The sequence below is a fragment of the Sphingomonas sp. GW821-FHT09B04 genome, from assembly GCF_059418285.1.
Genome location: NZ_JBWKPO010000003.1, coordinates 605,187 through 623,584 on the forward strand (window position 1 = coordinate 605,187; position 18,398 = coordinate 623,584).

An 18,398-nucleotide genomic window follows, 5' to 3' on the forward strand; every position below is an offset into this window, starting at 1 on the left:
GCAACGGTTGGAGCAAATAGCCAAATTGCGCGCAACGCTTTTCGCTCCTAACGGTAGGGAAACCGGTGGCTTTTGAGGCCGGAGATAACAAGCAGGGAGGCAGTACGAGTTGATCCGCACCATTATCGGCATCACCGCCGCCGCGAGTCTGGCCGCTTGTGCGGCCAGCGCGGAGGACAAACCCAAAAGCGCCGCGTCGGACGCGCCGGCAGCGAAGGGACCGGGCAAGGGCAAGGGGTTCGATCACAATCCCTATCCTTCGACCTATAGGGCCTATCCGGGGGTGCCGACGTTGCTGACCAACGTCACCATCCTCGATGGCGAAGGCGGACGGATCGACAACGGGGCAGTGCTGTTCCGCGACGGCAAGATCGTCGAAGTCGGCCAGACGATCGCGGCGCCCGAGGGTGCGAGCGTGATCGACGGCCGCGGGAAATATGTGACCCCGGGCGTGATCGATGTGCACAGCCATCTGGGCGATTATCCCAGCCCCGGCGTGCAGGCGCATTCGGACGGCAACGAGATGAGCGGGCCGGTGACCGCCGAGGTCTGGGCCGAGCATAGTGTGTGGCCGCAGGACCCCGGGTTCAGCCGCGCGCTGACCAATGGCGGCGTCACCACGCTTCAGATCCTGCCCGGATCGGCGAATTTGTTCGGCGGGCGCAGCGTGACGCTGAAGAATGTCTATGCGCGTACGATGCAGGGAATGAAGTTCCCCGGCGCGCCCTATGGCCTCAAGATGGCGTGCGGCGAGAACCCCAAGCGCGTCTATGGCGGGAAAGGGCGGATGCCTTCGACGCGGATGGGCAACATTGCGCTCGACCGCGCAACCTGGGCGAAGGCGCAGGAGTACAAGAAGCGCTGGGACAAGTATGAGGAAAAGGGCGGCGAAGCGCCGACCCGGGATCTGGCGATGGATACGCTGCGTGGCGTTCTGGACGGCGAGATCATCATCCACAACCACTGCTACCGCGCCGACGAAATGGCCATCGTCCTCGATATGGCCAAGGAGTTCGGGTACAAGGTGGGGACGTTCCATCACGCGGTGGAAGCCTACAAGATCGCCGATCTGCTCAAGGCCAACGGGACCTGTGCCGCGGTGTGGGCGGACTGGTGGGGCTTCAAGATGGAATCCTATGACGCGATCGGCGAGAATCTGGCGATCCTGGAGCGCGCAGGGGCGTGCGGGATGATCCATTCGGACGACGCCAACGGCATCCAGCGGCTCAACCAGGAGATTGCCAAGGTGCGCGCGTCGGCGAAGCGCGCTGGCTTCGAGGTGTCCGAGGAGGCCGCGTGGAAATGGGCGGCGATCACGCCAGCAAAGGCGCTGGGGATCGACAAGGTCACGGGCAGCCTGAAGGCAGGGAAGATGGCGGACGTGGTGCTGTGGAACGGCAATCCGTTCAGCGTCTACACAAGGCCGGAAAAGGTGTGGATCGACGGGGCTTTGCTCTACGATGCGCTCGATCCCAAACGGAGGCCGGTATCGGACTTCGAACTGGGCCAGCCGGGCGAAGGAGACGTGAAATGAAGGCGCTCCTTCTGACAGCAGCAGCGGCGATGAGTGTCGTGGTTCCGGCGGCGGCGCAGACCGTCGCGGTGACCAATGCCAGACTCGTCATCGGCGACGGCTCGGCACCGGTCGAGGGCGGCACGGTGGTGGTGCGCGACGGGCGCGTGGTTGCGGCCGGGCGCGGCGTTGCGGTGCCGGCGGGCGTGCCGGTGGTCGACGCGGGCGGACGCTGGGTGACCCCCGGCCTCTTCGCGGGCTTCACGCGCATGGGTATCGTCGAGGTCGACGGGGTCAGCGAGACCAACGACGCGGGGGCGGGCAACTCGCCTTTCAACGCCGCGATCGACGTGGTCCCCGCGGTGAATCCGAAGACGAGCGCGATCACGCTCAACCGCGCGGAAGGGATCACCCGCGCCGTGGTCGCTCCGCAGGCACGCGGATCGATCTTTGGCGGGCAGGGTGCGATCATCGACCTCGGCGCCGACATGGACGCGGTGACCAAGCCGCGCGCCTTCCAGTTCATGGAATATGGCGAGACCGGCGCAGCGCGTGGCGGGGGCAGCCGTCCCGCAGCCTATGCGATGCTCAAGAACATCCTGTTCGAGGTGCGCGACTATGCCCGCAACCCGGCCAGCTTCGCGGATCGGGGCAAGGAAGCGCTGCTGACGCGTGCCGACGCACAGGCACTGGTGCCGGTGGTCAACGGTGCGGTTCCGCTGCTGGTGCATGTCGAGCGGGCGTCGGACATCCTCGTCATCCTCGACCTCAAACGCGAGGTTCCCGGCCTTAAGCTGGTGCTGGTCGGCGCGACCGAGGGCTGGACCGTTGCGCGGCAGATCGCTGCGGCGAAGGTGCCGGTGCTCGCTTCGGCGCTGGCGGACCTGCCGGCCTCGTTCGAGCAGTTGGCCGCAACTCAGTCGAACATTGGACGGCTGCAGGCGGCGGGCGTGACCGTCGGCATCGGCATGATCAACGACGACGAGACCCGGCAGGCACGGCTGGTGAAGCAATATGCCGGGAACCTCGTTGCGCTGGGCAAGTTGCCGGGCGCGGCGGGCCTCGACTGGGGACAGGCGTTTGCGTCGATCAGTTCCAGGCCTGCCGAGGCCATGGGGATGGGCGGCGAGTTTGGATCGCTGCGTGCCGGCCGCCGCGGTGACGTGGTGGTGTGGGACGGCGATCCGCTGGAGATCGGCACCGCGGCGGTCCGCGTGTGGATCGACGGGGTCGAGCAGCCGCTCGATACGCGTCAGAAGAAGCTCAAGGAGCGCTATTTCAATCCGCAGGAAGGCGCCCTGCCCAAGGCGTACGAGCGCTGAGGGTGGCAGAGGATGCCGGCAGCCTCGCGGTGGAACCGCGGCGCGCCGGCCGCCCGCGTGACCCCGCCAAATATGGTGCGATCATCGAAGCCGCGCGCGCTGCGTTCTTTGCGCGCGGCTTCCACGCTGCAACGATCGAGGACATCGCTCAGGCGGCGGGCGTCTCCAAGGTCACGGTCTATAGTCGTTTCGGCGACAAGGAGACTTTGTTCGAAGAGGTGATCCGCAGCGAGAGCGGGCGGATGGCGGCGGTGTTCGACGACGGCGTGGCCGCTGGCCGTTGCCTCGAAGAGCGGCTTAACGCCTATGGCACCGTGCTGATGGAGTTCATCTACAGCGAGGAGCATATCGCGGTCGATCGCGTGCTGATGAACGAGATCGCTCAGTCGCGACGGTTGGCCGAGCGCTTCTATCAGGCGGGGCCCGCGCTTTGCCTGGGGCGGCTTGCCACTGCGCTGGGCGATGCTGCGGAGTCGGGGGAGATCGAGATCGATGATCCCTGGCTCGCGGCCGAGGATCTGTGCGGCCTATGGCAGGGCATTTCGGACATGGGGATCAAGCTCGGCCTGGAGCCGGCGCCGCCACCCGACGCGATCCGCGCGCGGGTGGAGCGCGCGACGCGGCTGTTTCTCAAGATGGTCGGATCGAAGCCGTGACGATCGGCGTTATCGCTGGAAAGGAGATGCGAGACATGCAGAAAATGGGTGTGGCGATGACCGTGGCGCTGCTGCTGAGCGCATGTGGCGGCGAGAAGGCTGCCAACGAGACTGCCGCCAATACGGCGATGGCGAATGTGGCGGACACGACCAATTATCAGGCCGAGGTGATCGCCTTACCCCCCACGGCACGGGATGGCGTGTTCCTACGTGCAGTGCGTGACGCGGGCATGAATTGTCAGGAGGTGACGCAGACCGAGCGTCGCGATCCGATCGATGGCAACCCGACCTGGCGTATCTATTGCGGCAAGACCCCGCACCTGATCACGCTGACCCGCGATGGCACTGCAAAGATCACCAGCCGGACCGACGCGAACTAATTCCGAAAAATCAGGGGAGGCGGGCCATAGCCTGCCTCCCCTGTAGTTCGGGGGCAATCTTTAGAGGCCGACGACGCCGCCGTCGTTCTTGGTGATGACGATCGTGGCCGAGCGCGGGCGGACGGTGGCTCCGGCAGTGCCGGTGGCCTGGCTGTCCGGCCAGTGGCTGCTGGGCGCGGCCGAAGTACCGCCTTCGCCCGGATGCTGGATGTTGACGAACAGCGCGCGGCCGTCGGGCGTCGAGTCCACGCCGGTGATCTCGCACTCGACCGGGCCGACGAGGAAGCGGCGGAGCGTGGTGCCCGGCGCCTTGCCGACGATCGTTGCCTGAGTCGCGGTGGCGCCGCCCGAGCCGGTGTTGGTGATCGTGCGCGCGCCGCCGTCGCCGACAATGCCCGGCATCGCCGCGAGCATCTGGTTGTTGGTGACATCGGTGTATGCGCCGTCGTCGGTCTGTAACCAGGCGATCGGCGTCACCAGACCCGAGGCGTTGGTCGAGCGGGCGAACCACAGACCATCCGGGCTGGAGAAGTCGTTGGTCGCATCGAGCCCTGACAGATTGATGTTGGCGGGGTTGAGATCCGAACCCGCGCCGAACAGCCAGATGTCCCAGGTGAAGGTCAGCGCTTCGGTGCTATCGCCGGCCTCACGGATGCGGACGATGTGACCGTTGGGGTTGCCGAACTGGTTCGTCGTGCCCTTGGGGTCGTTATAATGACGCGGGTTGGCGGCGTTGGTGCCATTGAGCGGACGCAGCGCCGCGCTGTTGTTGGTCAGCGTCAGGTAGATCTCGCCCGTGACGGGGTTGGACGCGGTCCACTCCGGACGATCCATCGGGGTTGCGCCGACCGCATCCGCGGCAAGGCGGGCGTTGACCAGCACATCGGCCTGATCCGCGAACGGGTAGGTCGCGTTCGACGCCGTCAGCGGCCCGGTGCCGAACACCAAAGGCAGCCACGCGCCGGTGCCGTTCGCGTCGAAGCGCGCGACATAGAGCGTGCCGGTGTCGAGATATTTGTCGCCGATCGCGAGCCGGTCGGTCACGCTCTCCGCGCCGTCCGCAACGTTCCATGCGGTCGCCGAGACGAACTTGTACATGTACTCGCCGCGTGAATCGTCGCCCATATACCAGGCGGGCTTGCGGCCGGCGGCGAACTTGCCGGGCCATGCACCCTCATGGCCAAGACGGCCGAGTGCGGTCCGCTTCCGCGGCGCCTTCGACTTGTCGTAAGGGTCGATTTCGACCACCCAGCCATATTGGTTCGGCTCGTTGCGATAGTCGCCGAGCGCGCTGGCCGCGGTGGCGCGTGCGTCCCATTTGCGGAACAGCGTGTTCGAGGCGTCCGCCGGGACCACCGTCGACCAGCCAAAATTGCCGCTGCTGCTGGTGACGCCATAACGGTTGAGCGCGGTCAGTTCCTTGGCGGTGCGGAGGGCATTGTCACCGCTGCGGCGGAAATAGCCTGCCCAGTTTTCCTCACAGGTGAGGTTGGTCGCCCAGGGCGTGGTGCCGTTGGCGCAGTTGTTGATCGTGCCGCGGCCCTGCGTGCCGTCGTTCGAGAAGGCGGTCTTGACCAGATCATTGCCGCGCACCGGGCCGTTGAGCTGGGTCGGCGTGTTGGGGGTGACGCGGCGGTTGAAGCTGCTGTTCTGGACATAGGTCCAGGCGCGGCTGGCGCCCTCGACCACTTCGACTACGGCGACGCCGTGCGATTCGATCTCGATCAGCGCTTCGCTCTCGGGGCGGGCGCCGCCAACCGTGGTCGAGCCGTTGGTGTGAAGATACTGGGGATCAATGTTCTCGTGATTCATCACAAGCACACCGCGTGCGCTGCTGGCGTCGCTGCGTGCGCCGGCGGCGCTGAGGCCGTACCAGTGGAGCGCGTCGTGATGGTCGCCGCCGCGCTGCGAATAGCCGGTGTCGGTGCCGTCGTTCTTGTACGCGGCCACACCCGAAGCGAGCGGATCGCCCTTCCGGTAGAGAATCGAGACGGTGTAGCCGGCTGGAACAGTGACGACATCGTTCTTGTTCTTCGCGACCGCGGTAAAGCCGAGCGAGGCGGGCAGCACGGCGACCGTGGTCGTGCCCTGAGCCGTCTGGCTGGCGCTGTCGGTCGCGCTGTACTGGAAGGTCAGCGTGGTGGCCGACGCGACGCTGGGTGCGATGAAGCTGGCATTCGGCGAGCTTGCGCCGATCAGCGTGACTGCGGGACCGCCGGTCTGGACCCATGCCGAGGTGAACGCGCCGTTATCGGTCGCGCTGGACGTCAGCGTGACGACCTGACCCGAATTGGCGGAGCCGGACGAACCGACCGACGCAAGATTGGGATAGGGGTCCGCACCGGCATTGGCGCTGTCGCATGCGGCGAGCAGACCGCCGCCAAACACGGCGACCGTGGCGGCCGATGCGCCAGAGCGCAGCGCCTGGCGGCGCGAGTAGCGCTGATCGATCAGGGTGTTGAGGGTGGGCGTGGTGCTGGCGTTGGTATCGACGTCGCCGTCGCTATAGCCAAACGCAAGATCGGTGCGATCGGTCATGTTCTGGACCCCCTTTGTGATCCGAATCCGGAAGGGATGCGGTTGCCGGGGGCTGTGGCGGGGCCGCTTTACGGCATGATGGACGAGCGTTGACGAAGCTGTGTCGGTTTGACGACTCTTTGATGACAGGCTGTTCGGCGGAGCGCAGCGGCGTTAGGGGACGGCGATGGACATGCCGGACAGGGATATTGGCGACAGCCTTGCCGACCGGATGGCGCGCCGTCTGACCGCACGCGAACCGCGGGCGCCAAGTCCCGAAGGCGCCAAAGTGGACTGGCGGCGGGCGGGCGGGCTTGCCGCGCTGATCGCTCTCGGGCCGCTGCTGACGATCGTCGGCGCCGGGGTGATCGAGCGGAACGCCGAAGCCGAAGTGGCGCGGCTGACAGCTGAGCTGGCACCCCGGATGAAGGCGGAGGCGCGCGAGCGCGCTGCGCGGGCGGTGCTGCGGAGCGCGGTGCGCGATGCCGGCGTTGCGGTATGGATGGACCGGCTGGCGGCGGCAATTCCGGCGGAGGCGCGCCTGGCGCGGATGGCGAGGACCGCAGACGGAGCATTCGAGATCGAGATTACCGCGCCCGACCCGGACTTGCTGCGCGCCGCGTTAAGGCGTGATCCTGCGCTGGCGGGCTTACGCGAGACCGGGCAGCGGCGCGCAGGGGCGATGATTGCGGTCACGCTGAGGCGTGCGGCATGAACCGGGCAACGCTGATCGCCGGGATCGGGGGCGGGCTGGCGGCGGTGGCGCTGCTGGCGCCCGCAACCGGCACCGCGTTGGGCAAGCTCTCTCGGGCAAGGGCAACAACAGTCGACGCGCGGGCGGCGGTGAGCGCTCCCGTGCGCGCGCGCGCGCCGCTGACGGCGGCGGCATTGCGCGCGCCCGGCGGAAGCGAGACCGCCGCGGCGGGTGCGATCGCGGCGCGCGTGCGGAAGCTGGCGGCCGAGGGGGGCGTACTGGTCGAGCAGGCGGCGCGCGTTCCGGCTGGCGAAGGGCTGGTGAAGTTGCAACTCAAGCTGTCGGGGCCGGACAAGGCCGTCATTGCGCTGACCGATCGGATCGAGCGCGAGGCGCCGTTGTTGCGCTTTGCCGCGTGGCGGGCGAGCGCGCTGGCGGGCGGCGGCCTGCGGATCGAGGGCGAGGCGGTGGCGGCATGGCGCTGACGCGGCAGGACTGGATCGCGCTGGGCGGGGCGGCGGGTTTCGCGATGGCGATGCCGGCGCTGCTGCTGTGGCCGGGGAGCGCGCGCCCGTCGTCCGGCACAGCGGCGGTCGAGCGGGCGGTCATTCCGCCGCCGGTGCCAGACATCGCCGCAGTCTATGAACGCGCGTTGTTCGCAGTGGCCGAGGGTAGCGAGGCGCTGCCCACCGACGCGCCCGCGCTGGTCGGGATCGCGGGGCGGCTCAACAAGGATGCAGTCGCGCTGGTGCGGCTGGCCGACGGCAGCTCGCGCAGCCTGAGCGCCGGCGAGAGCGTCGATGGCTGGCGGCTGGAGAGCCTGGCGATCGACGCGGCCTTCTTCACCCGCGGACGCGAGCGGGTGCGGGTGGCGATGGCGACGCCCGAAACGTCACCGGACGAGGCTTCAGAACCGCCCGCGGATCAGTAGATCCCGTCGATCTCCAGCGTCAGCCGCGGACGGAGCGGCTTGAGCAGCAGGTTGCTGGGTGCGTTGAGATCGAGTTCCTCGTTGCGCAACCGGGCGTATTTGGCCTTGGCCATCGCCGCCGCCTCCTCGCCGCTGCGCAGGATTGTGGGCTTGAGGAAGATGAACAGCGTGCGCTTGTTGCGGCTCTCGCGGCGGCTCTTGAACAGCTCGCCCAGGATCGGGATGTCGCCGAGGATCGGCACCTGGCTCTTGATCTGGCCGTAATCGTCGGAGGTGAGGCCGCCGAGTACGATGGTCTGGCCATTATCGGCGAGCACCGTCGTGTTGACCGCGCGGCGGTTGGTGATGAGATCGCTGGCCTGGCTCAATTGCGTGGCGGCGATCGACGAGGCTTCCTGTGCGACCTCAAGCCGGATCGTGTCGCCAGCGTTGATGCGTGGCAGCACCTTGAGCGTGATGCCGACATCCTTGCGCTCGATCGAGGTGTAGGGATTCACGTTGCCGCCGCTGCCGGGCAGGATCGAGCCGGTGACGAAGGGCACTTCCTGAGCGACGACGAACTCGCCGATCTTGTTGTCGAGCGTGGTGATCTGGGGCGTGGAGAGCAGGTTCGACTTGGTCGAGGTGCCGAGCGCCTGAACGAGGATCGAGAAGTCGTTGCCGATCCCGATATTTGCGGTGAGACCGGGACCCAGCGCCTTGGCCATCGGTACGCCAAGCGCGCCGAGGATCGTACCGAGCGAGAGCTGGCTCGGGCCGGTGCTGAACGAGGTGGCCGCGCCTTCGATCTGCTTGAGCGCTGCGCCGCCGGTACCGAGCTGAACCGCGAGGGCTTCGGCTTCCTCACCGCTGATTTCGGCGATCGCGGCCTCGATCAGCACCTGCGGACGGCGGACGTCAAGATCGGTGATCAGTTGCTCGATCGCCGCGATCGCGCTGGGGGTACCGCGCACCACCACGGCGTTGATGTCGGGCGAAGGCTGAACAGTGATGTCGGGGGTGGAGAAGCCCTGTGGCGTCTCGCTGTTCTGCTGGCCGAGCTGGGATTGCTGTGCGCGAAGGGCAGCGGTGGCGGCTGCGGTCGCGGTGTCCGTAGGATTGCTGCCGCCCGACTGAACCATGCCGCCAAGCACGCTGGTAGGACTGCGGCGATTGCCGCCGCGCTTGTCCGACAGGCTGCGCGCGACGGCGTTGTTGGTCGTGGCTTCCTGACCCAGCACCCCGCGTAGCACTTCGGTCACCGATTCTGCATCGGCATAGCTCAGGCGGAACACGCGGGTGATCGGGGTGGCGCCGCCTGGCGTGTCGAGCGAGGCCAGCATCCGTCGCGCATCGGCGACGGCGGTGGGCGTGCCACGGACGATGATGGTGTTGCTGCGCGCGTCGGCAGCGACACGTGCGCCGCCCGAGGTCGGATCACCGAGTACGGCCTGCAACGCTTGCGCGACGTCGGGCGCGCTGCCGTTGCGCAGTGCGATGGTGGCGAAGGTGAGGCCCGAGCCATTACCGTCGAGTGCGCGCAGGATTCCCTCAATTCGGCGGACATTGTCGGCATAGTCGGTGACGACCACGGCGTTGGGCTGGGCGAGCGGCTCGACGCTGCCGAAGCTCGCGACCAGCGGGCGGGCGACGCGCGCCGCCTCGGCCGAGGGGACGTTCGACAGGCGGATCATGCGGGTGACCAATTCCTGCCCCGAGGCGCCGCGCGAGGGGACGCCGCCGTCGCGCACGGCATTGCCCTGCGGTACGATGCGCCAGGCGCGGCCCGAGCGGACTGCGGCGAAGCCGTTGGCGCGCAGGACCGACTGGAACAGCTCCCACACCCCGCTGGGCGAGAGCGGCTGGGCTGAAGTGACGGTAACGGTGCCCTTGACCGCCGGGTCGAGGATCAGCGTGCGGCCGGTGAGGCGCGAAATCTGGTCGGCGACATCGGCGATCTCGACCCCGCGCATGTTGACGACGATGTCAGCGGCGTCGCTCTGCTGGGCGAGCACAGGCTGCGCGACCATGGAGGCGAGCGCGACGGTGAGGGCGATGTTGCGGATCGGCACGGGTAGAATACCTAGCGGGTCGGGACGGTCAGCGTCACAGGCTTTCCGTCGCGGGTGATCTGAATCTGGGCGGAGCCGCGCTGCTGCGCGGCGGAAAGAGCGGACGCGGCACTGGCCTGGCTTGAGATGGCCGTGCCGTTGATCGAGGTGATGACATCGCCGGGCTGGAGGCCCGGCGGGGCACTGTTGCCGACCTGAAGCCCGCCGCCGGGAGCCGGGGCCAGGTTGGCGAGCGCAGCTGCCGCAGCGGGTGGCGGTGCGGAAGCGGCTGTCTGCGCGCCTACGGGTTGCGCGGCAGCGGGTTTGACCGCAGCATCGGCCTGCTGATCGGCGGTAAGCGTGGGATCGGGGAAAGCGAGATACTCGATCCGGCCGTTGACGCGCAGCAGCACGCGGTCGCGCAGGATACTCTCGATTGTACCACCGCCCAGGGCTTCGCCGATGCGGAAGGCCTTGGCGGGCTCGCCGCCGACCTCGATATAGGCGACCGAGAGATCGGCGGGAGATGCGGCGAAGACGCCGCGCAGTTTCAGCGGAAGCGCGGTGGCCTGCGATGCATCGGTGATCGCGCCCTTGCCGAACGGGGCGAAGGCAAGCGCTGCGGTGACGTCGGTGGGCGCGGCCAGGGAACGGGCGCCGGACGGGACGGTGACTGCGCCGGTGCTGGCATGGCCCGCGATCCGCCAGGTGAGCCCGGCGAGCGCGATGGCGACCGACACGACTACGGTTGCGGTCGCGATGTCGAGCGCGGTGCGCGTCTGGCGCGGCGAAAGATCAGGCAAGCGGATCATGCGCGCCTGCCCTCAACGAACCCGTCGAGCGATGCAAGCGGAGACCGTTCGCCTTCCGCGAATACCTGAATACGGACCTTGTCGATTCCGGCATCTTCAGTGCGGGTCCGCGCGATTTCGACTTTCCATTGCTGGCCGAGCAGTTCGGCTTCGGGAGCATTTGCGGCAGGATCGGCAAGCTGGATTTCGGCGAGCTTGTTCTCGGCCACCCACATCGCAGCGGCGCGGCGCTCCATGCCGCGTGTCGAATCGATATGGCTTTCGACGGCGCGGATCAGGCCGACCGTCGCGATAGCGAGCACCGCAAGCGCCACCAGTGCCTCGATCAGGGAGAAGCCTTGCTCGTCCTTCACGATGCCGCTTCCACTTTGGTGGCGACGGCGGTCATTCCGTCGTAGCGGACCGTCCATTTCTGGCTGCCGTTCTCGATTGTCGCGGTGAGCGGCTTGCCGCCGCCATCGACGCCGAGCACGACAGGCGGGCGGGCGTCGAGTGTGACGACGATGCCGCCGGGAAGCTGATGGAAGGCGAGCGCTTCGCCAAGTGGGGCAAGCTTGCCGTCGCGGCCGATCGCCGCGAAGCCATAACCGTGGCGTTCCGCCGTGAAGGCGATGACGCGGTCGCCGAGCATCGCATCGTCGGCCGCCGCCTGAAGCCGCAGCGCGAGGCGGCGCGCCTCGGTCTCGACCGAGGGCGCGCGCGTCGCGGCGCCGACGCCGAGCGCGACGCCGCCCGCGGCAATGCCGATGATGACGAGCACGATCAGCATCTCAATGAGCGTCATGCCACGCTCAGCGTTGCTGATCTGGTCCCCCCGCACGAAGCTTATCCGCCTTTGGCGTCGAGATCGGCGTCGAGGCCTTCGCCGCCGGGCTTGCCGTCCTTGCCGAGCGACCTGAGCTGGAAGCTGCTGCCGGCCGAGGAATAGACATAGGGGTTGCCCCAGGCATCAACCGGCGTCTCCGAGACATAACCGCCATCGGGCCAGGTCGCAGGGACGGGCGGGGTAACCGGCTTTTCCGCCAGCGCCTTCAGCCCCTGTTCGGTCGTGGGATATTGTCCGTTGTCGAGGCGGTAGAGTTTGAGCGCGCTCGACAGGCTGGAAAGATTGGTCTGGGTCGTGGTGACGCGCGCCTGATCGGGGCGGCCGACGACGTTCATCGTGACCAGCCCGGCAACGATAGCGATGATGACGAGCACCACGATCATCTCGAGCAGAGTAAGGCCGGCTTCGGCGTGTGGAACAGCGGTGCGGTGCTTGCCCTTGCGGGTGCCAACTGCCACGGTGTCATGGAACTGTTTCAAAACTATGCGCATCGCGGCCCCATGCGTCCTTCTCGTGAAAGCAATGTTACAACCAATGTATCCGGCGGAGCATCCATGACCGGCGAATCCGAGTCCGTTGCGGACATCCGCACCGGCGGCGTTTGGGCGCTGACGGGCGGGCGGGCGATCATAGCCGAGCCGGATGGTCCTGCAACCTTGCTGGTGCCGAGCGAATCGGTGCTGCTGCTTGGCGTCGATCTGCCCTTGGGAAGTCATGCCAAACGGCTGGCGGCTTTGCCGTTCGCGATCGAGGACCGCATCGCCGACCCGATCGAATCGGTACATCTTGCGTTGGGCAGCGAGATCGCGCCGAAACGCTATCTGGTCGCGGTGGTGCGGCATGCGTTGATGCGCGACTGGGTCGAGACCGCTGCGGCCGAGGGGCTCGGCCATGCGGCGATGGTGCCCGATGCGCTGGCGCTGCCCGTACCCGCAGATGGCTGGTCAGCTGAAGCTGCGGACGGCCGTGTGCTGGTGCGGAGTGCCGACGCGACCGGGTTTGCTGTGTCGTCGACACTGGTTGGACAGGCCTGGGAAGCGGCCGGGCGACCGCGTATCTGGAATTGCGGTGCGGCGCCGATCGGCGAGCTGCCTCAGGAAGCGCGGCCAGCCGGCGGCGGTGGACTGGCCGATCGCGTGGCGATGCCCGCGGTCGATCTGCGGCAGGGTGATTATGCGCGGCGTGTGAGCGGTGGAAGCAGCTGGCTCAAGCGGCTGGGCTGGATCGCCGCCGCTGGAATCGCGGCACATGTGGCGATCGCAGCCGCCGACACGGCGATGCTCCACGTGATCGCGGAGCGGCGCGCGGATGATACGCGCGCGGCGGTGGCGCAGGCGGCGCCCGGTGCAAATCTGGGCGAGGATCTGCGCATCAGCGTCGCGGATATGCTGCCGCCGCCAGGCGCGGCCGGGAGCCAGTTCGTACCGCTGGTCACACGCACCTCGAATGCGTTGGCGCCGCTGTCGAGCGCGGTGACCGCGCGATCGATGCGGTTCGAAGGGAATTCGCTGGTGATGGAGATCGAGCCGGGCGAGGCAGGGCTGGCCGGCCGGGTGCGCGACGCGATGCGTGCGGCGGGGGTGAATGCCGAGGTTGCCGCCGGGCAGGATGGCGCGGTGCGCCTGACGGTGCGGGCATGAGCGGGCTCCGTATCACCCGCAGCCCGACGCTGGACGCATGGGGCGCGAAGATCGGTGGCTGGTGGGCAGGGCTGAGCGGGCGCGAGCGCTGGCTGGTCGGATCGCTGGGCGGGATCGTCGTTGCGCTGGCGCTGATCTTCCTCGTGGTGAAGCCGCTTCAGTCGGCACGCGCCGAGGCGCTGGCCGACATCCGCACCTATGAAACGCTGACCGCGCGGGTGCGCGCTGCGGGTGTGCTGAACCCGCAGGGCGCGAAGCCGCAGTTGCGCGAGGGCACGCCGGGCGATGCGGCGCAGGCGGCTGCGAGCGAGGCTGGAATCGTGACGAACATCGCCCAGAGCGAAGCCGGGCTGACCGCGCAGGTCGCCGAGGCCCCCTATGAGGGGGTGGTGGGATGGATCGCGAATGTCGAGCGGACGACGCCGCTGCGCGCGCGCCGCGTTGAGCTGCGCAAAGGCGGCGCCGTGGGCCGGGTAAGTGCGAGCGTGGAGTTTGCGCAATGAGCGCGGTTGCAGATCTGACGCTGCCGTACAGCTATGCGCGCCGGGCAGGCGTCGTGCTGCGCGCGAGCACCGATGGGCTGGAGTGTATCCACCGGCCGGACGCGGCGCTGGACGCGTTGCTCGAGGTCCAGCGGATCGCGCCCGCGGCGCGCTTCGTTGCGGTCGAGGATGCGGTGTTCGACCAGGCGCTGGCGGCGAGCTATTCGGGCAGTGCAGGCGCGGCGGCCGAGTTCGACCTGGGTGAAATGGATCTGGCGGCGCTGGCCGACAGCGCGGCGGCGGTCGACGACCTGCTCGACACGCGTGACGATTCGCCCGTCATCCGCCTGATCAACGCGCTGCTGCTCGAGGCAGTGAAGGAAGGCGCGTCGGACGTGCATGTCGAAACGCAGGAAAAGCGCGTCGTGGTGCGTTTCCGCGTCGACGGCGTGCTGCGCGACAAGCTGGAACCGCGGCGCGAGCTGGCGCCCTTACTGGTCAGCCGCATCAAGGTGATGGCAAAGCTCGACATCGCTGAGAAGCGGGTGCCCCAGGACGGCCGGGTGACGCTGCGCATCGGCGGACATGATGTCGACGCGCGCGTCTCGACGCTGCCGACCCAGCATGGCGAGCGGGTGGTGATGCGCCTGCTGGAAAAGGGTTCGCTTAAGCTCGACCTCGAGCATCTCGGCATGAGCGCCCGCGACCGGGAAGTGTTCGCGCGGTTGCTCGAGCGTCCGCACGGGATGCTGCTGGTCACCGGGCCGACCGGATCGGGCAAGACCACCAGCCTCTATGCGGCGCTCCAGCGGCTGAACGATCGCAAACGCAATATCATGACGGTGGAAGATCCCATCGAATATGAACTTTCCGGGATCGGCCAGACGCAGGTCAACGCCCGCACCGGCATGACCTTTGCCCGCGGGCTGCGCGCGATCCTGCGGCAGGATCCCGACGTCATCATGGTCGGTGAGATCCGCGATCAGGAAACCGCCGAGGTCGCGGTGCGATCGGCGATGACGGGGCATTTCGTGCTCTCGACGCTGCATACCAACAGCGCTGTGGGATCGGTCACCCGGCTGATCGACATGGGGGTCGAGCGCTACCTGCTCGCGCCGATGCTGGTCGGGCTGGCGGCGCAGCGGCTGGTACGGCGGCTGTGCCCGAGCTGCCGCCGCGAGGATGTCGCGAGCGACGGCGATGCGATGCTGCTCGGCGGTGCGCTCAAGGCGCGCGAGCCGGTGTGGCGCGCGGCCGGCTGCGACGACTGCCACGGCGAGGGGTATCGCGGGCGTGCGGGGTTGTACGAGGTGGTACCGGTGGATGAGCGTTTTCAGGCGATGATCCATGACGGCGCATCCGAGGCGGAGATCGAGGCGCACGCGCGCCAGACCAGCCCGGGGCTGCTCGACGACGGCGTCGCGAAGGTGAAGGCGGGAGTGACCACGGTCGAGGAAGTCGCGCGCGTGGTACGGGAAGAGGGATAAACAGGGTGCCGCTACATCCGATGATGCCGTCCGGCCTGACAGGCCAGGTTCCCGTGGCCAGCGTGGTGGCCTATGCCGGGGTGATCCCACCGGTACCCGAAGGCGCCGAGGTTGCGCTGGGCCCCATCGAGCAAACCGGATGGATGCCGTGCGACGGTCGCACGCTTCGTGTCGCGAGCTATCCCGAGCTCTTCATCTGTATCGGCTATACCTATGGCGGTGAGGGCGAGCTTTTCGCGATCCCCGACTATCGCGACGTCACGGCCGGCCTGCCGTCGATCAGCTATCTGATCAAATTCACGTATGGCGCGCCGCGGATGGGCTCGCCCTTCTAGCATGGCTGCATACGCCTACACGGCCGCGGACAAGTCCGGCGCAACGAAGAAGGGACGGATCGAGGCGACCAGCCCCGCGGCGGCGCGGGCGATGCTGCGTGAGCAGGGGCTGCTGCCGCTGGCGGTGGACGCTGCGGCGGAGCGGCGGTCGATCGGGAGCATCCAGCTTCCCAAGTTCGGCCGATCGGGGATGAGCTCGCGCGAGCTGGCGACGGCGACGCGACAGATCGCGACATTGGTGGGATCGGACATTCCGGTTGAGGAAGCGCTGCGGCTGGCGGCGAGCCAGTCCGAGGCGCAGCGTGTCTCCTCGATCCTGCTGGAGGTCCGCGCCGCGATTCTCGACGGGCGCAGCTTTGCCAACGCGTTGGGGACGCATCCCAAGGTTTTTCCGGAATTCTACCGTGCTTCGGTCGCCGCCGGGGAGTCGTCGGGCAAGCTTACGCAAGTGCTCGAGCATCTCGCTCGCTTCGTCGAGAACCGGCAGGCGAACGGCCAGAAGCTGCAGTTGGCGCTGCTCTATCCGGGGCTGCTGGCGACGGTGTCGCTGGGCGTGATCGTGCTGCTGCTGGTCTATGTCATCCCCGACATCGTCAAGGTGTTCGTCTCGCGCGGGACCGACCTGCCGCTGCTGACGCGGGTGCTGATCGCGATATCGAGCTTCCTGCAGGATTGGGGGCTGTACATCCTGATCGCGGGAGTGGTCGGGTTCGTGGTATTCGGGCGATGGGCGGCGGTGCCGGGGAACCGGCTGAAGGTCGACCGCGCCTTTACCGAACGTTGGCCATTCCGGCGCTTTAGCCGCCAGCATAATGCGGCGCGCTTCGCCGGGAGTCTCGCGACGCTGGTTTCGAGCGCGGTGCCGCTGGTCGAGGCACTCTATGCGGCGGCGGCGGTGACGCCCAACCGCTGGGTGCGCGAGCGGGCGCTACACGTGGCAGCGAGGGTTCGCGAGGGCATCAGCCTGCGCGCGGCGATGGCCGAGGCGGGGGTGTTCCCGCTGATGCTGACCGCGATCGTTGCGTCCGGCGAGGCGAGCGGGCAGCTCGGACCGGCGCTGTCGCGCGCGGCGGACGAGCTCGACCGCGAGCTCGACGCGGTGACCAGTACGATGGTCGCGCTGGTCGAGCCGCTGGTCCTGTTGCTGATGGGCGGGATGGTATTGATGATGGTGCTGGCGATCCTGTTGCCGATCATCAATCTGAACGATCTGGTGACGCTCTGAGAGAGCGGTGCGGTCTGACCTGAAACCGTCAAGCTTTCGTGGTCGAATGCCTGGAGGCCGGATCGTTACCACGACGGAATCGTTACGGCCTCAGGCTGCCAAAGCAGCCGGTATTTGAGGAGGCTCCCATGACGAATCCCGCTATCATTCTCGTGCATGGCTTTTGGGGCGGCGCCGCCCATTGGGCGAAAGTGATCCCCGAATTGTGGGGGCGTGGCTATACCGATCTCCATGCGGTCGAGATGCCGCTGACCTCGCTCGCCGACGATGCCGGGCGATTGCAGAAGATGATCGATCAGCAGGACGGGAACGTGCTGCTGGTCGGCCATTCCTATGGCGGCGCGGTGATCACCGAAGCGGGCAACGCACCCAACGTTGCAGGGCTGGTCTATATCGCCGCCTTCGCACCCGATGCAGGAGAAAGCCCCGGTGGTATCTCGCAGGCGGTTCCGCCGGCGGCGTTCCCGAACATCGCGCCCGACAGCGACGGCTATCTGTGGGTCAAGCCCGAGCTATATCATGAGAGCTTCTGCCAGGATCTCACGCCCGAGGAGGCGCTGGTGATGGCGGTCACCCAGAAGGCGCCGGTCGGCGCGACCTTTGGCGACGCGATCAGCGATCCGGCGTGGAAGCACAAGCCGAGCTGGTATCAGATTTCGAGCGAGGATCGCATGATCAACCCGGAGAACCAGAAGATGATGTCGGCGCGGATGAATGCGCGTAACGTCATCACGCTGGACGCGAGCCACGCGTCGCTGGCGTCACGCCCGAAGGAGGTCGCGGGGCTGATCGTGGAGGCGGCGCAGGCGGTTTCCTGACGCTGGCAGATCGGTGGCGTGCCCTAGAGCGCGCCCTCGATCGTCGCGCCGCCGGGCATCCCTGTGAACGGGAGGATGCGCGCGCCGTCGGGTGTCATGCGGACGCTGAGCTTGCCGTCCTCGGCGAGTGTCGCGTCCATCAGCACCTGGCGGCGCTGTGTGGCGGGGGTGATGCGGATACGGGTTGCGGTGCCGATCTTCTCCGTGGTCAGGAGGAGGGCAGGGACCGGCGTGGGCATTCCCCCGTTTTTCGCGGTGCACGTGCCCGGTTCGGTGGTGAGCTTGCCGTCGATCGTCTGATCCGACCCGCCGATCGCGATCTTCGCGAACCGGAGCTGCATCACCAGATCGCACGTGAAGGGCAAATTGGGCTGAAGCGCCTGAAGCACCGAGCTGTGCGCGCTGCCGCTGATATCGTCGAGCACCGTGCGACCGAATCGCATCAGGCCGCGACCGCCCATATCGGTGTCGGGGCCGGTCGCTTTCCAGTCGACGGCGAAGGCGAAGGAGGTGAGCGAGCGCAGCGGTGCCAGCTTCCATTCGAACTTGCTGCCCCCGGCGATGCCGACCTCGCCATTCCATACCGTTCCGGCGACGCCGGTGCGCCAGGGCCGGTTCTTGAGGAATACGCTGGCGGGCATCGTCGCGAGCATCGCGAGTGCATAAGCGGCTATGCCCAGCACGACGAAGACGGTAAGACGCCGCCGTGCCGACCAAGACGCCAATCCGG

The 18,398-nt window shown here is 67.6% G+C and carries 20 protein-coding genes; 13 read left to right on the forward strand and 7 right to left on the reverse strand.

Annotated features, from left to right (window positions below; all coding sequences use genetic code 11):
* Window positions 1-109 precede the first annotated feature (109 nt).
* Genes AC07NK_RS12410 through AC07NK_RS12425 form a run of 4 tightly spaced genes read left to right on the forward strand, consistent with a single transcriptional unit; the run spans window position 110 to window position 3,871 of the window.
* On the forward strand, window positions 110-1,534 hold the full coding sequence (locus AC07NK_RS12410) for an amidohydrolase (RefSeq protein ID WP_495170904.1): 1,425 nt from the start codon (window positions 110-112) through the stop codon (window positions 1,532-1,534).
* Window positions 1,531-2,835 (forward strand): amidohydrolase family protein, encoded by a 1,305-nt coding sequence (locus AC07NK_RS12415; protein ID WP_495170905.1) that lies wholly within the window; start codon window positions 1,531-1,533, stop codon window positions 2,833-2,835. Before AC07NK_RS12410 ends, AC07NK_RS12415 begins: the two co-directional genes overlap by 4 nt.
* 2 nt (window positions 2,836-2,837) lie before the next feature.
* Window positions 2,838-3,491, forward strand: coding sequence for a TetR/AcrR family transcriptional regulator (locus tag AC07NK_RS12420; RefSeq protein WP_495170906.1), 654 nt, complete (start codon window positions 2,838-2,840; stop codon window positions 3,489-3,491).
* 35 nt (window positions 3,492-3,526) lie between these two features.
* Window positions 3,527-3,871 carry a hypothetical protein gene (locus tag AC07NK_RS12425; RefSeq protein ID WP_495170907.1) on the forward strand — a complete coding sequence of 115 codons (345 nt, stop codon included), beginning with the start codon at window positions 3,527-3,529 and terminating at the stop codon, window positions 3,869-3,871.
* A gap of 60 nt (window positions 3,872-3,931) precedes the next feature.
* Here AC07NK_RS12425 and AC07NK_RS12430 read toward each other — a convergent pair whose 3' ends face one another.
* Window positions 3,932-6,409 (reverse strand): PhoX family protein, encoded by a 2,478-nt coding sequence (locus AC07NK_RS12430; protein ID WP_495170908.1) that lies wholly within the window; start codon window positions 6,407-6,409, stop codon window positions 3,932-3,934.
* Window positions 6,410-6,575: 166 nt separating this feature from the next.
* On the opposite strand from AC07NK_RS12430, the gene AC07NK_RS12435 reads away from it, so the two are divergent.
* From AC07NK_RS12435 to AC07NK_RS12445, 3 genes are read left to right on the forward strand one after another with little or no spacing between them, the layout of a single operon-like run.
* Window positions 6,576-7,103, forward strand: a complete 528-nt coding sequence (locus AC07NK_RS12435) for a hypothetical protein (protein WP_495170909.1) — start codon at window positions 6,576-6,578, stop codon at window positions 7,101-7,103.
* Window positions 7,100-7,567 carry a hypothetical protein gene (locus tag AC07NK_RS12440; RefSeq protein ID WP_495170910.1) on the forward strand — a complete coding sequence of 156 codons (468 nt, stop codon included), beginning with the start codon at window positions 7,100-7,102 and terminating at the stop codon, window positions 7,565-7,567. Before AC07NK_RS12435 ends, AC07NK_RS12440 begins: the two co-directional genes overlap by 4 nt.
* Window positions 7,558-8,013 (forward strand): hypothetical protein, encoded by a 456-nt coding sequence (locus AC07NK_RS12445; protein ID WP_495170911.1) that lies wholly within the window; start codon window positions 7,558-7,560, stop codon window positions 8,011-8,013. The genes AC07NK_RS12440 and AC07NK_RS12445 overlap by 10 nt, the downstream gene beginning before the upstream one ends.
* Here AC07NK_RS12445 and gspD read toward each other — a convergent pair.
* Genes gspD through gspG form a run of 5 tightly spaced genes read right to left on the reverse strand, consistent with a single transcriptional unit; the run spans window position 8,007 to window position 12,139 of the window.
* Window positions 8,007-10,064, reverse strand: coding sequence for a type II secretion system secretin GspD (gene gspD, locus AC07NK_RS12450; protein WP_495170912.1), 2,058 nt, complete (start codon window positions 10,062-10,064; stop codon window positions 8,007-8,009). The genes AC07NK_RS12445 and gspD overlap by 7 nt on opposite strands.
* Window positions 10,065-10,075: 11 nt before the next feature.
* Window positions 10,076-10,855, reverse strand: a complete 780-nt coding sequence (locus AC07NK_RS12455; RefSeq protein ID WP_495170913.1) for a type II secretion system protein N — start codon at window positions 10,853-10,855, stop codon at window positions 10,076-10,078.
* Window positions 10,852-11,208 (reverse strand): type II secretion system minor pseudopilin GspI, encoded by a 357-nt coding sequence (gene gspI / locus AC07NK_RS12460; RefSeq protein WP_495170914.1) that lies wholly within the window; start codon window positions 11,206-11,208, stop codon window positions 10,852-10,854. Before gspI ends, AC07NK_RS12455 begins: the two co-directional genes overlap by 4 nt.
* Window positions 11,205-11,675, reverse strand: coding sequence for a GspH/FimT family pseudopilin (locus AC07NK_RS12465; RefSeq protein WP_495170915.1), 471 nt, complete (start codon window positions 11,673-11,675; stop codon window positions 11,205-11,207). The genes gspI and AC07NK_RS12465 overlap by 4 nt, the downstream gene beginning before the upstream one ends.
* Window positions 11,676-11,680: 5 nt before the next feature.
* The gene (gene gspG / locus AC07NK_RS12470; protein ID WP_495170916.1) at window positions 11,681-12,139 is read right to left on the reverse strand and encodes a type II secretion system major pseudopilin GspG; all 459 of its coding nucleotides are present in this window, start codon (window positions 12,137-12,139) and stop codon (window positions 11,681-11,683) included.
* A gap of 96 nt (window positions 12,140-12,235) precedes the next feature.
* Here gspG and gspL point away from each other — a divergent pair, with 96 nt between their 5' ends.
* From gspL to AC07NK_RS12500, 6 genes are all read left to right on the forward strand, one after another.
* On the forward strand, window positions 12,236-13,321 hold the full coding sequence (gene gspL, locus AC07NK_RS12475) for a type II secretion system protein GspL (RefSeq protein ID WP_495170917.1): 1,086 nt from the start codon (window positions 12,236-12,238) through the stop codon (window positions 13,319-13,321).
* Window positions 13,318-13,824 carry a type II secretion system protein M gene (locus AC07NK_RS12480; RefSeq protein ID WP_495170918.1) on the forward strand — a complete coding sequence of 169 codons (507 nt, stop codon included), beginning with the start codon at window positions 13,318-13,320 and terminating at the stop codon, window positions 13,822-13,824. The genes gspL and AC07NK_RS12480 overlap by 4 nt, the downstream gene beginning before the upstream one ends.
* Window positions 13,821-15,290, forward strand: a complete 1,470-nt coding sequence (gene gspE / locus AC07NK_RS12485; RefSeq protein WP_495170919.1) for a type II secretion system ATPase GspE — start codon at window positions 13,821-13,823, stop codon at window positions 15,288-15,290. Before AC07NK_RS12480 ends, gspE begins: the two co-directional genes overlap by 4 nt.
* 53 nt (window positions 15,291-15,343) lie before the next feature.
* Entirely contained in the window at window positions 15,344-15,625 is a 282-nt protein-coding gene (locus AC07NK_RS12490; RefSeq protein WP_495170920.1) for a phage tail protein, read from the forward strand.
* A 1-nt stretch (window position 15,626) separates the two neighbouring features.
* Entirely contained in the window at window positions 15,627-16,850 is a 1,224-nt protein-coding gene (locus AC07NK_RS12495) for a type II secretion system F family protein (protein WP_495170921.1), read from the forward strand.
* 128 nt (window positions 16,851-16,978) lie between these two features.
* Window positions 16,979-17,668: an alpha/beta hydrolase gene (locus AC07NK_RS12500; RefSeq protein ID WP_495170922.1), complete on the forward strand. Its 690-nt coding sequence runs from the start codon at window positions 16,979-16,981 to the stop codon at window positions 17,666-17,668.
* Window positions 17,669-17,691: 23 nt separating this feature from the next.
* On the opposite strand, the gene AC07NK_RS12505 is transcribed toward AC07NK_RS12500, so the two are convergent.
* Complete coding sequence (locus tag AC07NK_RS12505) at window positions 17,692-18,393, reverse strand: hypothetical protein (protein WP_495170923.1); 702 nt, start codon at window positions 18,391-18,393, stop codon at window positions 17,692-17,694.
* Between the last annotated feature and the right edge of the window lie 5 nt (window positions 18,394-18,398).

Excerpts from the sequence above, each read along its gene's own strand:
- AC07NK_RS12415 (WP_495170905.1), top strand. The coding sequence starts at position 1,531 with ATGAAGGCGCTCCTTCTGACAGCAGCAGCGGCGATGAGTGTCGTGGTT.
- AC07NK_RS12425 (WP_495170907.1), top strand. The coding sequence starts at position 3,527 with ATGCAGAAAATGGGTGTGGCGATGACCGTGGCGCTGCTGCTGAGCGCA.
- AC07NK_RS12430 (WP_495170908.1), bottom strand. The coding sequence starts at position 6,409 with ATGACCGATCGCACCGATCTTGCGTTTGGCTATAGCGACGGCGACGTC.
- AC07NK_RS12435 (WP_495170909.1), top strand. The coding sequence starts at position 6,576 with ATGGACATGCCGGACAGGGATATTGGCGACAGCCTTGCCGACCGGATG.
- AC07NK_RS12440 (WP_495170910.1), top strand. The coding sequence starts at position 7,100 with ATGAACCGGGCAACGCTGATCGCCGGGATCGGGGGCGGGCTGGCGGCG.
- AC07NK_RS12445 (WP_495170911.1), top strand. The coding sequence starts at position 7,558 with ATGGCGCTGACGCGGCAGGACTGGATCGCGCTGGGCGGGGCGGCGGGT.
- AC07NK_RS12455 (WP_495170913.1), bottom strand. The coding sequence starts at position 10,855 with ATGATCCGCTTGCCTGATCTTTCGCCGCGCCAGACGCGCACCGCGCTC.
- gspL (WP_495170917.1), top strand. The coding sequence starts at position 12,236 with ATGACCGGCGAATCCGAGTCCGTTGCGGACATCCGCACCGGCGGCGTT.
- AC07NK_RS12480 (WP_495170918.1), top strand. The coding sequence starts at position 13,318 with ATGAGCGGGCTCCGTATCACCCGCAGCCCGACGCTGGACGCATGGGGC.
- gspE (WP_495170919.1), top strand. The coding sequence starts at position 13,821 with ATGAGCGCGGTTGCAGATCTGACGCTGCCGTACAGCTATGCGCGCCGG.
- AC07NK_RS12495 (WP_495170921.1), top strand. The coding sequence starts at position 15,627 with ATGGCTGCATACGCCTACACGGCCGCGGACAAGTCCGGCGCAACGAAG.
- AC07NK_RS12500 (WP_495170922.1), top strand. The coding sequence starts at position 16,979 with ATGACGAATCCCGCTATCATTCTCGTGCATGGCTTTTGGGGCGGCGCC.